Origin of the sequence: Streptomyces pactum (genome assembly GCF_002005225.1) — a bacterium.
GTDB lineage: Bacteria > Actinomycetota > Actinomycetes > Streptomycetales > Streptomycetaceae > Streptomyces > Streptomyces pactum_A.
On record NZ_CP019724.1, the window covers coordinates 4,155,063 to 4,169,434 of the forward strand.

13 protein-coding genes are annotated in these 14,372 nt (G+C 70.2%); 3 read left to right on the forward strand and 10 right to left on the reverse strand.

Going from position 1 to position 14,372, the window contains the following annotated elements; genetic code table 11:
* Window positions 1–105: 105 nt before the first annotated feature.
* Window positions 106–633 (forward strand): hypothetical protein, encoded by a 528-nt coding sequence (locus B1H29_RS17440; RefSeq protein ID WP_159027832.1) that lies wholly within the window; start codon window positions 106–108, stop codon window positions 631–633.
* 102 nt (window positions 634–735) lie between these two features.
* Here the strand turns inward: B1H29_RS17440 and clpB are convergent, their stop codons facing one another.
* The 3 genes from clpB to B1H29_RS38150 form a co-directional block, all read right to left on the reverse strand.
* The gene (gene clpB / locus B1H29_RS17445) at window positions 736–3,336 is read right to left on the reverse strand and encodes an ATP-dependent chaperone ClpB (RefSeq protein ID WP_055418757.1); all 2,601 of its coding nucleotides are present in this window, start codon (window positions 3,334–3,336) and stop codon (window positions 736–738) included.
* Window positions 3,337–3,653: 317 nt separating this feature from the next.
* Entirely contained in the window at window positions 3,654–3,989 is a 336-nt protein-coding gene (locus B1H29_RS17450; protein ID WP_055419013.1) for a hypothetical protein, read from the reverse strand.
* 5 nt (window positions 3,990–3,994) lie between these two features.
* A complete protein-coding gene (locus B1H29_RS38150) occupies window positions 3,995–4,201 on the reverse strand; it encodes a hypothetical protein (protein ID WP_159027833.1) in 207 nt (68 codons plus the stop codon).
* A 114-nt stretch (window positions 4,202–4,315) separates the two neighbouring features.
* Between B1H29_RS38150 and B1H29_RS17455 the strand changes: the two genes are divergently transcribed.
* Together B1H29_RS17455 and B1H29_RS17460 are read left to right on the forward strand one after the other, a co-directional pair.
* Window positions 4,316–5,329 (forward strand): hypothetical protein, encoded by a 1,014-nt coding sequence (locus B1H29_RS17455; RefSeq protein ID WP_055418759.1) that lies wholly within the window; start codon window positions 4,316–4,318, stop codon window positions 5,327–5,329.
* Entirely contained in the window at window positions 5,329–6,324 is a 996-nt protein-coding gene (locus tag B1H29_RS17460) for a helix-turn-helix transcriptional regulator (protein WP_055418760.1), read from the forward strand. Before B1H29_RS17455 ends, B1H29_RS17460 begins: the two co-directional genes overlap by 1 nt.
* Here B1H29_RS17460 and B1H29_RS17465 read toward each other — a convergent pair.
* The 7 genes from B1H29_RS17465 to B1H29_RS17495 all read right to left on the reverse strand — a co-directional run bounded on the left by B1H29_RS17465 (window position 6,275) and on the right by B1H29_RS17495 (window position 14,241).
* On the reverse strand, window positions 6,275–7,321 hold the full coding sequence (locus tag B1H29_RS17465; RefSeq protein WP_055418761.1) for a helix-turn-helix transcriptional regulator: 1,047 nt from the start codon (window positions 7,319–7,321) through the stop codon (window positions 6,275–6,277). The two genes, B1H29_RS17460 and B1H29_RS17465, sit on opposite strands and share 50 nt — an antisense overlap.
* A 151-nt stretch (window positions 7,322–7,472) precedes the next feature.
* Window positions 7,473–8,591 (reverse strand): sugar ABC transporter substrate-binding protein, encoded by a 1,119-nt coding sequence (locus tag B1H29_RS17470; RefSeq protein ID WP_055418762.1) that lies wholly within the window; start codon window positions 8,589–8,591, stop codon window positions 7,473–7,475.
* 176 nt (window positions 8,592–8,767) lie between these two features.
* Window positions 8,768–9,223, reverse strand: coding sequence for a heat shock protein transcriptional repressor HspR (locus B1H29_RS17475; RefSeq protein WP_055418763.1), 456 nt, complete (start codon window positions 9,221–9,223; stop codon window positions 8,768–8,770).
* Between the two features lie 5 nt (window positions 9,224–9,228).
* Complete coding sequence (gene dnaJ / locus B1H29_RS17480) at window positions 9,229–10,425, reverse strand: molecular chaperone DnaJ (protein ID WP_055418764.1); 1,197 nt, start codon at window positions 10,423–10,425, stop codon at window positions 9,229–9,231.
* A 33-nt stretch (window positions 10,426–10,458) separates the two neighbouring features.
* Window positions 10,459–11,130, reverse strand: coding sequence for a nucleotide exchange factor GrpE (grpE, locus tag B1H29_RS17485; RefSeq protein ID WP_055418765.1), 672 nt, complete (start codon window positions 11,128–11,130; stop codon window positions 10,459–10,461).
* On the reverse strand, window positions 11,127–12,980 hold the full coding sequence (dnaK, locus tag B1H29_RS17490; protein ID WP_055418766.1) for a molecular chaperone DnaK: 1,854 nt from the start codon (window positions 12,978–12,980) through the stop codon (window positions 11,127–11,129). The genes grpE and dnaK overlap by 4 nt, the downstream gene beginning before the upstream one ends.
* Window positions 12,981–13,074: 94 nt before the next feature.
* On the reverse strand, window positions 13,075–14,241 hold the full coding sequence (locus B1H29_RS17495) for an MraY family glycosyltransferase (RefSeq protein WP_055419014.1): 1,167 nt from the start codon (window positions 14,239–14,241) through the stop codon (window positions 13,075–13,077).
* Between the last annotated feature and the right edge of the window lie 131 nt (window positions 14,242–14,372).

Genomic DNA, 14,372 nt, shown 5'->3' on the forward strand with positions numbered 1-14,372 from the left:
CTCCCCCATGCGGGGAGGGGCGTGGCAAGCCCGCCGGGGGCCTGTCAGCCCTGGGCTGACATGATCCGGCCGGTCGGGTGGACGCAGGGCGGACGGAGGCGGGCCATGGGGCGGACACGGAGCGCGGTGGCGGGGTCCGCGGGCGGCGAGCAGGTGCCCCGGGGGCGGACCAGGTGGGGGCTGTCCGCGGCGCGCGTGGTGCTGCCGGCGCTGTTCCTGCTGCCCTTCCTCATCGTCCTGGCCGGCATCGTCCGGTCCGAACCGGACGACCGGAGCGGCGGCCGGAAGCCCGTCCACGTCCCCTGCTCCGAGGCGCTCGCGTTCGGCGGGGCCGGCCTGCCGGACGGCGCGCGGCCGGTCGGGGAGTGCACGATGCAGGGCTTCCAGGACATTCATTACAGCGCGTCCTTCCGCATGCCGCGCACGGGTGTCCAGATCTGGCCGGCACACACCTACCCGGCCGCCCCCGCGCCCGGGACCGAGTTCTGCGCGGGCGCCGACGCCGATCTGTGTCTGGATCTCGGCTACGCGCGGGGCCTGCCGGACGGTGTGGACGCCGATGCCGTGCAGGTACGGGTGGAGTACGAGGACGCCGGTACGGCACTGGTGCGGTTCGCGTCGTTCACCCTGTGACGCACGGCGGCCCACCACCCACCGGGGGTGACGCACGGCGGCCCGCCACCCACCGGGGGTGACGGACCGGCCGCGCGTCGCGGAGGGGCCTCGCGGCCGGGGCTACAGCGTCTTGCCGCTCGCAGCCGGGCCCACGATCAGGTCGTCGCCGAAGCGGTCCACACGGACCGTGTCGCCGTCCTTGATCTCGCCGGAGAGGATCTCCCGGGCGAGCCGGTCGCCGATCGCGGTCTGCACCAGGCGGCGCAGCGGGCGGGCGCCGTACGCCGGGTCCATGCCCTCGTCGGCCAGCCAGACCAGCGCCTCGTCGCTGACCTCCAGGGTGAGTCGGCGTTCCGCGAGCCGCCGGGCCAGCGCGTCGATCTGGAGCCGCGCGATCCGGCTCAGCTCGTCCTTGCTCAGCGCGGAGAAGACCACGAGGTCGTCGAGCCGGTTGAGGAACTCCGGCTTGAACGACGCCCGGACCACCTCCAGGACCTGCTCCTTCTTCTCCACCTCGCTGGTCAGCGGGTCGACCAGGTACTGGCTGCCCAGATTGGAGGTGAGGACGAGGATGGTGTTGCGGAAGTCGACGGTGCGGCCCTGCCCGTCGGTGAGGCGCCCGTCGTCCAGCACCTGGAGCAGGATGTCGAAGACCTCCGGGTGCGCCTTCTCGACCTCGTCGAGCAGCACGACGGTGTACGGCCGCCGCCGCACGGCCTCGGTGAGCTGCCCGCCCTCCTCGTACCCGACGTACCCGGGCGGGGCACCCACGAGCCTGGCGACGCTGTGCTTCTCGCTGTACTCCGACATGTCGATGCGGACCATGGCGCGCTCGTCGTCGAAGAGGAAGTCGGCGAGCGCCTTGGCCAGCTCGGTCTTGCCGACGCCGGTCGGGCCGAGGAAGAGGAACGACCCGGTGGGCCGGTCCGGGTCGGCGATCCCGGCCCTGCTGCGGCGTACGGCGTCGGAGACGGCCCGCACGGCCTCCCCCTGCCCGATGAGCCGCTTGCCCAGCTCGTCCTCCATCCGCAGCAGCTTCTGCGTCTCGCCCTCCAGCAGCCGCCCGGCGGGGATGCCGGTCCAGGAGGCGACGACGTCCGCGATGTCGTCGGCGCCGACCTCCTCCTTGACCATGGTGTCCCTCGCGACCTCCTCCTCGGCCTCGGAGGCGGCCTCCAGGTCACGCTCCAGGGTCGGGATCTCGCCGTACAGGAGCTTGGAGGCGGTGTCGAAGTCGCCGTCGCGCTGGGCGCGTTCGGCCTGGCCGCGCAGCTCGTCGAGCTTCTCCTTCAGCTCGCCGACGCGGTTGAGGGACTGCTTCTCCTTCTCCCAGCGGGCGGTGAGGCCGCGCAACTCCTCCTCCTTGTCGGCGAGGTCGCGCCGCAGCCGCTCCAGCCGTTCGAGCGAGGCGGCGTCCGTCTCCTTGCCGATCGCCAGCTCCTCCATCTTCAGCCGGTCGACGGCACGCTGGAGTTCGTCGATCTCGACGGGGGACGAGTCGATCTCCATGCGCAGCCGCGAGGCGGCCTCGTCGACGAGGTCGATGGCCTTGTCGGGCAGGAAGCGGGAGGTGATGTACCGGTCGGACAGCGTGGCGGCGGCCACCAGAGCGCTGTCCGCGATCTGCACCTTGTGGTGGGCCTCGTACCGCCCCTTGAGCCCGCGCAGGATCGCGATGGAGTCCTCGACGGTCGGCTCGGCGACCAGCACCTGCTGGAACCTGCGCTCCAGCGCCGGATCCTTCTCGATCCGCTCCCGGTACTCGTCCAGCGTGGTCGCGCCCACCATGCGCAGCTCACCGCGCGCGAGCATGGGCTTGAGCATGTTCCCGGCGTCCATGGCGGAGTCGCCGCCGGCCCCGGCCCCCACGACGGTGTGCAGCTCGTCGATGAAGGTGATGATCTGCCCGTCGGAGTCCTTGATCTCGGCGAGGACGGTCTTCAGCCGCTCCTCGAACTCGCCCCGGTACTTGGCCCCGGCGACCATCGCCCCGAGGTCCAGCGCGACCAGCCGCTTGTCCTTGAGCGACTCGGGCACGTCCCCCTTGACGATGCGCTGGGCGAGCCCCTCGACGACGGCGGTCTTGCCGACGCCGGGCTCGCCGATGAGGACGGGGTTGTTCTTGGTGCGGCGGGACAGCACCTGCACGACCCGCCGGATCTCCTGGTCCCGCCCGATGACGGGGTCGAGCCTGCCCTCCCGGGCGGAGGCGGTGAGGTCGGTGCCGAACTTCTCCAGCGCCTTGTACTGGCCCTCGGGGTCGGCGGTGGTCACCCTGCGCCCTCCCCTGGCCTTGCGGAAGGCTTCCTGCAGCTTCTTCGCACTGGCACCCTGCCCCTCCAGTACCTCACCGGCCGCGCCGCCCTTCGCGGCGATGCCGAGGAGCAGGTGCTCGGTGGAGAGGTACTCGTCCCCGAGATCCTTGGCGCGGGCCTGGGCGTCGGCGACCACGGCGAGCATCTCACGGTTGGGCTGCGGCGGCGCGACCGTGGACCCGGTCACGCTGGGCAGCCCGGCGATGATGCGCTCGGCGCCGGTGCGCACGGCGGCGAGGTCGGCCTCGACGGCGGCGAGCAGGTCGGTGATGTTCTCGTTGTCCTGCCCCTGGAGCAGAGCCAGGAGCAGGTGGGCGGGGGTGAGGTCGGCGTTCCCCTCGGTCACGGCCCGGTTGCTGGCCGCGTTGATCGCGTCCCGGCTCCGGTTGGTCAGCTCGGCGTCCACGTTCTGGCTTCCCTCCTAGCGTCGGCCGTCGGCGGTCCGGCCGTGTCTCCCAGTGCTGACTCAGACAACGTACACAAAGTTGAGTCTATTCCACTCAAGGGAGAAACGGACGGCTCCCTCCGGGCGGGACACCAGGGTCTCCGGACCTTCCTCGCGTAACCGGCTTCGCCGCGCGAGAAGCTTTTCGGCCAGGCCGGGAGCAGGCCGATACTCCGAAATGTCGCCGAAAACGACAGCGGCGTCACCGTGTTCAGGTCACGGTGACGCCGCTGCCGGGGGGAAGCACCTGAGCGATCTGTTACGACGGGGGAATCGCGTCAGGCACTGCGGGGGGTGGCCGAGATGGTCCTCACTTCAGGGATCTCCGGCTGCGCGAGCCGGTGGTCCCTCTGGTCCAGGTTCACAAAGATCATTCCGTACCGGATGGCGCACCGCACAGGCTGCGGCGCCCCCCGAGGCCGCCGCAGACACCGGTACGCCCGTACGTCGCCGTCCTCGTCCAGCGTGACGACGACCGGCTCGCCGAAGACGGTCACCATCAGGGAGTCACCGGGGTGGGGGATCGCGGTGACCAGGTCGATGAAGTGCCAGCCGGAGCGGTAGGCGGTGGCCATCTCGCGACGGAAGGAGCGGTCGTCGGGTGGAGTGGTCATGTCGATCAGTCCCACTTGCTGTCCGCCGGGAGATTGACTACCTCGTCGCCGACCACGACGGCGGGCGCAATCTCGACCCCAACAACCGCACCGTGCGCGTCGCTCTTCGCACCGGAGAGGCCAGCCAGAGCTCCGAAGGCCACAACGGCGGAGACGGCGACGACAAGCACCGAGCGAAGCATTTTCTTACGCATAGTCGGCTTCGTCCTCACTTGAAGATCCCCTCTAGCCCCCGTCGGATAAGACGATGGCTCATTCAGGCACGTCATGGCCACACAATCGGTGCATCATGTTCCTGCACGTTCAGGACCCTGGGGGGTGGAGATTTGATATCAAATGGGACTAACGCGACACATCCCCATGCGGTCACCGAGCTCTGTGAGGACGGAAGGCGCCTCTACGCGGATGCTCTGCGAAGAGGACGCATACCGCGGACGGATGCCGAGTCTGCTCCGTGTCTGACGGAGTTCGCGCTGCTTCGTCCCGACCCTGACGACGCGAAATGGTTGCTTCCCGCACCTCCGGCGATCGCCCTGGCCCAGCGACTCAACCCGATCGAGCGTGAGATCACCGAGCATCGACGGCTGTCGATCGCACTCTCCGAAGTCTTCGAGCCGTTCATGGCTCTCGGCGTCCAGAACACCGCCCCGACCCACTCCATCAGCGTGCTGGAGGGTCTGGACCGCATCAACGCGGCTCTCGACCTGGCCACCTCCCAGTGCCGGACCGAGATGCTCACCGTTCAGCCGAGCAGCAGCGCCCGCAGCGCCGAGAACCGCCTCCTGGAAGCGCTGGAGCGCGACAAGCCGCTGATCGAGCGGGGGGTGCGCATCCGGACCCTCTACCAGCACACCGCGCGGTACAACCCCGAACGACTCGCCTACGTGGACCAGTTCGCGAACGGCAAGGTCGAGTACCGCACCATCGACGAACTCGTCGAGCGCCTCATCATCTGTGACGAGGCCGTCGCCTTCATCCCCATCCGTGAGGACCGGCAGGTCGCCCTGGAGATCCGTCACCCGGGTCTTGTCCGCTATCTGATCAAAGTGTTCGAGTTCATCTGGAGCCGAGCGGTCCCGCTCACCGCCGGCGCCCCCTACGAGACCGCCCCCGACGGTATAACCGGCATCCAGCACTCCATAGCCAAGCTCCTCGTGGAGGGCCACGTCGACGAGGCCATCGCTCGCCGCCTCGGCATGAACGTGCGCACCTGCCGCGCTCACATCGCGAAACTGGCGACCGCCCTGGGCAGCGGAAGCCGCGCTCAGCTCGGCTATCTCATAGCCCAGTCGGGGATCCTGGAGCAGGATCACCGGGGCCCGAGAGGGCGAAGCCACTGATGACCGACGAGACGCACCGGCACGGAGACGAGGAGCTGTGCGAGGCGGGTCTCGACCTGTACGCCCGCGCACTGCGCAAAGGTCATGTGACCGGCGCCGCAGCGGCAACGACGCCTTGCCTGATCGACATCGGTCTCCTGCACCCGGCCGTCGACGATCTGAACCGGCTGGAGCCGGTCGCACCGACCGTCGCCCTGCAACGGCTGCTTCGCGTGTCGGAGGACCGCATCGCCAACGAGCGGCGGCGCGGCCAACGCCTCGCCGATGTCTTCGAGCCCCTCATGCGCATCGGCACCCATGCTGCGGCGAGCGAGGGCGCCGCGGCGCTCAGGATCCTCAGCAGCAAAGAGCGTACGAGCCAAGCCATCGCCGAAGCCATGGCGGAGGCCAGGGACGAACTGCTCGCCATCCAACCGTACGATCCACACCTCACCAGGCGCCCCGACATCCACGAAGCCGCCATGGAGCGAGACCAGGCCTTCCTCGACCGCGGTGCCCGCATCCGCGCTCTCTACCAGCACACCGTCCGCCACGCCCCATATGCGCGTGCCCGCTACGAGCAACTGACCGGTGACGTGGAGGCCCGTACCCTCGACGAGATCACCGAGCGCCTCATCATCGTGGACCGCACCGTCGCCTTCATCCCCGCCAGCGCCGACCGCACCCTCGCCCTCGAAGTCCGCCACCCCGCCCTGGTCGCCTATTTCATCAACACCTTCGACCGCCTCTGGCACCTGGCCACCCCCATGCACCCGCAGGCGGTCCGGCAACCCACGCTCAACGGCATCACCCCCCGCCAACGCGCCATAGCCGCCCTCCTCATCGAGGGCCACACCGACAACGTCATCGCCGAACGCCTCGGCATGAACGTCCGCACCGCCCGCGTTCACATCGCCAAACTCGCCGCCACCCTCGGCAGCGAGAGCCGGGCGCAACTCGGCTACCTCATCGGGCAGTCGGGGATTCTCGACCAGAAGCCTGATCGGGCAGACTGATCGTGGCGGGCAGGCGCGGGGCGCCGTCCAGGCCGGCCTGGGCGATGCGCACCCCCAACTGGGTACGGCTCGCCGCCCCCAGCGTCTCGGACAGGCGGGCGATGTGTGCCCGCGCCGTGCGGACGCTTATGCCCAGGCGCTCCGCGATCACCGCGTCCTGGTGGCCCTCGGCCAGCAGGGCCGCGATGGACTGCTCGCGGTGGGAGATGCCCTTGATGCCGGTGTCGGGGAGGGGCGCGGTCAGCGGGATGGCCAGGCGCCACAGGCGTTCGAAGACCGTGACCAGGTAGGCGATCAGGGCGGGGTGGCGCAGTTCGAGGGCCATCGTGCGGTCGGTGTTGGCGGGGATGAAGGCGACCGTGCGGTCGAAGAGGATGAGGCGGTCGATGACCTCGTCGAGGGTGCGGGCCTCCACCGCGTCGCCCATGAGTTCCAGGTAGTTGAGCAGGCCCTGACCGTGCCGGGCGACGTGCGTGTACAGGTCCCGCATCCGCACCCCGCGCCCGCGCAGCGCCAGCGCCCGGTGCAGGCCCTCCGACAGCTCCGGCTCGCGCCGGATGCCGCCGGGCTGGACGGTGAGCACCTCCGTCGTGCACGCCTGCGTCGCCTCGTCCATGGCCGCCTGGATGCGCGCCAGCCCGTCGAGGACCCGGATCGCCGTACCCTCCGTGCCGGCCGAGGTCTGGAGCTGGCGGCCGAGGCCCGCGTACCGCTCGAACGCCTCCACCGCCGAGCCCACCCGCCGCTGACTGGCGTTGACCTCGTCGTGGACCCCGCGCAGCAGCCGGGTCATGACCTCCTGCGGTGAGGTCGGCACCAGCCAGTCCATGTCGTCGGGGTCCGGGTGCAGCAGGGCCAGTTCGAGGAGGCAGGGGACCGGCTCGGCGTCCCGGCGGGGTACCCGGCCGCGTCGTACGGCCCGGGAGTACACGCGGTCCCCGGCCGCGCACAGCCGGTCGGCACCGTGAGGATGCTCATCCGCCCCGTGCCCGGCCATCGCCCATCCCACCCCCGGTTCCGGCTCTTTCCGCAGCGCAACTATGCGCGGCCGGGACCGGGTCCGCAACACGGCTCCACGCGGCGCGGCGACCGGAAAGCACCGGTTGCCTCCGGTATGTCCGGGCAGTGCACCGGGGCCGGGGGACCGGCTACTTCAGCCCGATCTCCGCGCAGTCCGCCGCGTACTTGGCGGTGCAGATGTCGGAGACCTTGTAGAAGCCGTCGGCGACGACGGTCTGCTCGATGTTGTCCTGCGTCAGGGCGACGACCGGGACGAGCTGCGCGGGGATGCCCTTGTGGGTGGGGCTGTCGACCTTGTCGCGGGCGAGCGCCTCGAACTGGATGTCCCGGCCCTGGACCCGCGCCACGGCCATCTCCGCGGCGTTCTCGGCCTCCTGCGGGTAGGACTTGTACACGCTCATGTACTGCTCGCCGGTGACGATCCGCTGCACCGCGGAGAGTTCCGCGTCCTGGCCGGTGATGGGCGGCAGGTCGGTGACGCCCGCGTCCTCCAGGGCCTTGATGACGCCGCCCGCCATGCCGTCGTTGGCGGAGTAGACGCCCGCGATGTTGTTCTTGCCGATCTTCTCGATCGCCTCGGCCATGTTCGCCTCGGCGTTGTCCGGCTTCCAGTCCTTGGTGTCGAAGGACTGGGCGATCGTCACCTTGCCGTTCAGCTCGGACATGGCGCCCGCCTTGAACTGCTTGGCGTTCGGGTCGGTGGGCGAGCCGTTCATCATGACGATCTTGTCGGAGGTGTCCGCGCCGTCGCCGAGCGCTTCGACGAGGGAACGGCCCTGCACCTCGCCGACCAGCTCGTTGTCGAAGGAGATGTAGGCGTCGATCGGACCCTCGGCCAGCCGGTCGTAGGCGATGACGGGGATACCGGCGTCCTTGGCCTTCTGCACGCTGTCACCGATGGACTTCGCGTCGACCGCGTCCAGGACGATCACGTCGACCCTGTCGTCGATCATCTGCTGCATCTGGTCGGCCTGCTTCGAGGCGTTCGCCTCGGCGTTGGCGTACTTGACGTCGCCCTGGTCGCGCGTGAGGTCGGCGACCTTCGCCTTGAAGTACGGGTAGTCGAACTGCTCGTAGCGCGTGTTCGCCTTCTCCGGGAGCAGCAGGGCCACGGTGATGTCGTTGCCCTTGGTGGGACTCGCCTCGTCACTGCTCTCGGACGCGCCCAGCACACCACAGGAGGCCAGCGAGAAGGTCATCATGGACGCGGCCACGGATATGGCGATACGACGGGCACGGCTGTTCACTGCGCTTACCTTCCGACACACGGGTGTTGTGGTGACCCAGGTGAGGGAAGCCAACGCTGTCTTCACGAAATCGTCAAGAAGTACTAGACCAATGAGACAGCAACGTTGCGAACAGGCCCGGAGAACCGGTCGGGACTCCGGGCCCGTCGTCGCGCCGTTCCGCCTGGTGCGGACCGTCAGTCCGCGGACTGGCCGTGCCGCTTGGGCCGCCACACCACCAGGGCGCTGGTCTGCTGTACCTCCTGGTACGGGACCAGGTCGCGGCGGTACGAGGCGTGTACCGCCGCCTCCCGCTGGCGCATCGCCGTGGCCGCCCCTTCGAGGGCGTCCTGCAGCTCCGCCAGACGGGCCTGGAGCGCGGCGACCTGGTTCTCCAGTTCGATGATGCGCTTGATGCCGGCCAGGTTGATGCCCTCGTCCTGCGACAACTGCTGCACCGTGCGGAGCAGTTCGATGTCCCGGGCCGAGTAGCGCCGGCCGCGGCCAGCCGTGCGGTCCGGGGAGACCAGGCCGAGGCGGTCGTACTGGCGCAGCGTCTGCGGGTGCAGGCCGGAGAGCTGGGCCGCCACCGAGATGACGTAGACCGGGGTGTCCTCGGTCAGTTCATACGGATTGCGTCGACGACCGTCCATCTCCGTCAAGCTCCCTTCGCGGCCTGGAACAACTCCGCTCGCGGATCCTCGTCCGCGGTCGCCTCGCGATACGCCTCCAGCGCATCACGAGCCTTCCCCGTCAGGTCCTTCGGAACACTCACCTCGACGGTGACCAGGAGGTCGCCGCGGGTGCCGTCCTTGCGGACCGCGCCCTTGCCCCTGGCACGCATGGTGCGGCCTCCCGGAGTGCCCGCCGGCAGCTTCAGCGTGACGGGCGGACCGCCCAGCGTCGGCACCCGGACCTCGCCGCCGAGGGCGGCCTCGGCGTAGGTGACCGGGACGGTGACGGTGAGGTTGTCGCCCTTGCGGCCGAAGACGGGGTGTTCCTTGACGTGCACGACCACGTACAGGTCGCCCGCCGGTCCGCCCCGCTCGCCCGGCGTGCCCTTGCCGCGCAGCCGGATGCGCTGCCCGTCAAGGACCCCGGCCGGGATGCGGACCTGCATCGTCCGGGACGACTTGGCCCGCCCGGAGCCCTTGCAGACGTCGCAGGGGTCCTCCGCGATCAGGCCGCGGCCCTTGCAGTCCGGGCACGGGTCGGTGAGCGAGAAGCCACCGCCCGAGCCCCGGGCGACCTGGCCGGTGCCGACGCAGGTCGGGCACACGCGCGGCGTGCCGTTCTTGTCACCGGTGCCCGAACAGGCCTTGCAGGGGGCCTGCGAGGACATCCGCAGCGGGACCGTCGCGCCCTCGATGGCCTCCGTGAAACTCAGGGTGACCTCGGACTCGATGTCCTGGCCGCGCCGCGGCTGGGTCCGCGTGCCGGTGCCGGGACCGCCGGCGCCGGTGCGGTTGAACAGGCCCCCGAAGACGTCGCCGAGGCCGCCGCCGAAGCCGCCGGCGCCGCCCTGTCCCCCGCCCTGGGCGCCGCCTCCGAAGAGGTCGCCCAGGTCGAAGTTGAAGGTGCCGCCGCCCGCGCCCGGCCCCGGACGGAAACCGCCGTTGCCGAAGAGGCTGCGGGCCTCGTCGTACTCCTTGCGCTTCTTCGGGTCACCGAGAATGTCGTTGGCTTCGGAGATCTCCTTGAAGCGCTCCTCCGCCCTGACGTTTCCCTTGTTGGCGTCCGGGTGGTACTCGCGGGCGAGTTTCCGGTACGCCTTCTTGATCTCGGCCTCGGTGGCGTCCTTGGGGACGCCGAGGACCTTGTAGTAGTCCTTCTCGATGAAGTCCTTGGTGCTCATCCCCGACGTCCCTCCTCTCTCGTCACTTCGAGCTCAGCCCTCCTCCGGGCCACCGCTCTCCTTGTGCCCGGCGTCCTGGGCGGAGTCGGCCTGCGCCTCGGTGTTGTCCTCGGCCGGCTTGGCCGGCTGGGCGCCCGGCTGCGGCTCGGCCACCGCCACCCGCGCGGGGCGGATGGTGCGTTCGCCGATCCGGTACCCGGGCTGCAGGATCCCGACGCACGTCGTCTCCGCGACATCCGGCGCGTAGGAGTGCATCAGGGCCTCGTGGATCGTCGGGTCGAAGGGCTCGCCCTCCTTGCCGAACTGCTGGAGGCCCAGCTTGGCCACGGTCGACTCCAGCGACTCCGCGACGGACTTGAAGCCGCCGACGAGTTCGCCGTGCTCCCGGGCGCGGCCGATGTCGTCGAGTACGGGAAGCAGCTCGGACAGGAGGTTCGCGACGGCGACCTCCTTGACCGCGACGCGGTCCCGCTCGACCCGGCGACGGTAGTTCTGGTACTCGGCCTGGAGTCGCTGGAGGTCCGCCGTGCGCTCGTTCAGCGCCGTACGCACCTGGTCCAGTTGGGCCACCAGGCCCGCGTTCTCGCTCGCGTCCCCGGCCGGGGCCGCCCCCTCTTCGGAGGCGGCCTGCGGCTCGGCGTCGTCAGGGGTGGCGCCGGAGGGGACGTCAGGCTTCTCCTCGAAACCCGGGGTCTCCTCCGTCACGCGGCACCGTCCTTGCGCTCGTCGTCCACGATCTCGGCGTCGACGACGTCGTCGTCGCCACCCTTGTCACCGGTGGCACCGGCGCCCGGAGCCTCGCCGCCGGCGGCCTGCGCGCCCTGGGCGTCGGCGTACATCGCCTGGCCCAGCTTCTGCGAGACGGCGGCGACCTTCTCCGTGGCGGTGCGGATCTCGGCGGTGTCCTCGCCCTTGAGCTTCTCCTTCAGCTCGGCGACGGCACCCTCGACCTCGGTCTTGACCTCGCCCGGGACCTTGTCCTCGTTGTCCTTGAGGAACTTCTCCGTCTGGTAGACGAGCTGCTCGCCCTGGTTGCGGGATTCGGCGGCCTCGCGGCGGGCGTGGTCCTCCTCCGCGTACTTCTCGGCCTCCTGGCGCATCCGGTCGACCTCGTCCTTCGGCAGCGAGGAGCCGCCGGTGACGGTCATCTTCTGCTCCTTGCCGGTGCCGAGGTCCTTCGCCGTGACGTGCATGATGCCGTTGGCGTCGATGTCGAAGGCGACCTCGATCTGCGGGACACCGCGGGGCGCCGGGGGCAGACCGGTCAGCTCGAACATACCGAGCTTCTTGTTGTACGCCGCGATCTCGCGCTCGCCCTGGTAGACCTGGATCTGCACGGAGGGCTGGTTGTCCTCGGCGGTGGTGAAGATCTCCGAACGCTTCGTCGGGATCGTCGTGTTCCGCTCGATCAGCTTGGTCATGATGCCGCCCTTGGTCTCGATGCCGAGGGACAGCGGGGTGACGTCGAGGAGCAGGACGTCCTTGACCTCGCCCTTGAGGACACCGGCCTGCAGGGCGGCGCCGATGGCGACGACCTCGTCCGGGTTGACGCCCTTGTTGGCGTCCTTGCCGCCGGTCAGGTCCTTGACGAGCTCGGCGACGGCGGGCATACGGGTGGAGCCACCGACGAGAACGACGTGGTCGATCTCGCTGAGCTGGATGCCGGCGTCCTTGATGACGTTGTGGAACGGCGTCTTGCAGCGCTCCAGCAGGTCGGCCGTGAGCTGCTGGAACTGGGCGCGCGTGAGCTTCTCGTCCAGGTGCAGCGGGCCCTCGGCGGAGGCCGTGATGTACGGGAGGTTGATCGAGGTCTCGGTGGACGAGGACAGCTCGATCTTGGCCTTCTCGGCGGCCTCACGGAGGCGCTGGAGGGCCATCTTGTCCTTGGACAGGTCCACGCCGTGACCGGACTGGAACTGCTTGACCAGGTAGTCGACGACGCGCTGGTCCCAGTCGTCACCACCGAGGTGGTTGTCACCGTTGGTGGCCTTCACCTCGACGACGCCGTCGCCGATCTCCAGCAGCGAGACGTCGAACGTACCGCCACCGAGGTCGAAGACGAGGATGATCTGCTCGTCCTTGTCGAGGCCGTACGCCAGCGCGGCGGCCGTCGGCTCGTTGACGATGCGCAGGACGTTGAGGCCCGCGATCTCACCGGCCTCCTTGGTGGCCTGGCGCTCGGCGTCGTTGAAGTACGCCGGGACGGTGATGACCGCGTCGGTCACCTTCTCGCCCAGGTAGGACTCGGCGTCCCGCTTCAGCTTCTGCAGCACGAAGGCGCTGATCTGCTGCGGGTTGAAGTCCTTGCCGTCCAGGTTGATCTTCCAGTCGGTGCCCATGTGGCGCTTGACCGACCGGATGGTCCTGTCGACGTTCGTGACCGCCTGGCGCTTGGCCACCTCGCCGACCAGCACCTCGCCGTTCTTGGCGAAGGCGACGACGGACGGCGTGGTCCTGGCGCCCTCGGCGTTGGTGATGACGGTGGGCTCGCCGCCCTCCAGAACGCTGACGACGGAGTTAGTCGTGCCCAGGTCGATGCCGACCGCACGTGCCATGGTGAATAACCTCCAGCGACTTGAGTGGAACAGGCTCAAGTGTGCATGACGCCGACCGCTCGGTCAACAGAGGTGAGTCGGGCAGGCTCAACTCTTATCCGTTCCTTACACGCAACGACGCGCTGACCTGCGCTTTCTCACCGCGCCTGGCTTGACGAACCGGAAAAATCGCCGCCCGGGACGACGCGCGAGACGGGACGTCCGTCACGTCGCGGGACTCCGGGGACCGCCCCTGCGGTTCCGCGCGCGGCCCGTGAAGTGACGTCCGGGTGCGGGGGTCCGTTCCCGCCCGCCGGGGCTCGTACACCCGTACCCGCAGCAGCCCCAGCACTCCGACGGCCGTCACACCCGCCACCCACAGCACCGCCGTCCCCCCGGCCAGGCCGGTGTGCGCGAGGACGCCCACGAGCACCCCGGAGAACGAGGCCGCGCCCAGGACCACCACCGCGCCCTGCGGAGTGAGCCCGAGCCGCCGCAGCCGGTGGGCGAGATGGTCGGGCCCGCCGCGCAGCGGGGGCCGCCCGGCCAGCCGACGCGAGAGGAGTACGAGGACGGCGTCGGCGCTCGCCAGGGCGGTCAGCGCGAACAGCACCCCCACGCCGGCCCCGGGCTCGTGCCCCGCCCGGGTGAACACGGCCGCCCCGGCGAGCAGGAAGCCCGCGAAGAGCGACCCGCACGCCCCGAGGGCGATCCGCGCGGGGTGCCAGTTGTGCAGCAGGAAGCCGGTCAGCGCGGCGGCCAGCGCGCTCAGCAGCACCGCCAGCCCGTCCATCAGCTCGGCCGCGGCGCAGGCACCGACGCCGAAGGCGGTCACCACGCCCACCGTGCCGGCCACCCCGTCGGCGTGGTCCAGCCCCCTGAAGGCGACGGTGACCAGCGCGATCCAGGCCACGGCGAGCGCCCCGGCCACCGGCCCGGTCACGCCGTACGGCACCACGCACGCCGCCGCGACGGCCGTGCCGACCAGGAGCCAGCGCCGCCGCAGCCGCCAGACGTCGGCGGCCAGACCGAGCGCGCCGACGGCGGTCCCGGCCACGAGCAGCCGGCCGACCACCGAACCCACCGGCACGACGCCGGTCCAGTCCCCGGCCCACGCGGCCAGCCCGGTGACGAGGACGACGGCCACACCGCCGAGCAGGGGGACGGGGCGCTGCCGTCGCCGGTCGACGAGGGCGAGGCGCAGGGCCGGCGCCCTCAACAACGCGGTGAGCAGGGCGGCGAGGAGAAAGGAGGCGGTGGCTGCAGCGATCCCGTAGAGCACGGGCATAACCTATGCCTCGAACAGGCCGAATATCATGATTTGCGACGAATGGCGCGCCCAACTCGGCGGGACACCCACCCGGCGACCGGGTCCGGCGGCCAGGGGTGCCGTCAGGCCGTGCGGTCACCGCC

Excerpts from the sequence above, each read along its gene's own strand:
- B1H29_RS17475 (WP_055418763.1), bottom strand. The coding sequence starts at position 9,223 with ATGGACGGTCGTCGACGCAATCCGTATGAACTGACCGAGGACACCCCG.
- dnaJ (WP_055418764.1), bottom strand. The coding sequence starts at position 10,425 with ATGAGCACCAAGGACTTCATCGAGAAGGACTACTACAAGGTCCTCGGC.
- B1H29_RS17465 (WP_055418761.1), bottom strand. The coding sequence starts at position 7,321 with ATGGCCGGGCACGGGGCGGATGAGCATCCTCACGGTGCCGACCGGCTG.
- B1H29_RS17440 (WP_159027832.1), top strand. The coding sequence starts at position 106 with ATGGGGCGGACACGGAGCGCGGTGGCGGGGTCCGCGGGCGGCGAGCAG.
- dnaK (WP_055418766.1), bottom strand. The coding sequence starts at position 12,980 with ATGGCACGTGCGGTCGGCATCGACCTGGGCACGACTAACTCCGTCGTC.
- B1H29_RS17450 (WP_055419013.1), bottom strand. The coding sequence starts at position 3,989 with ATGACCACTCCACCCGACGACCGCTCCTTCCGTCGCGAGATGGCCACC.
- B1H29_RS17460 (WP_055418760.1), top strand. The coding sequence starts at position 5,329 with ATGACCGACGAGACGCACCGGCACGGAGACGAGGAGCTGTGCGAGGCG.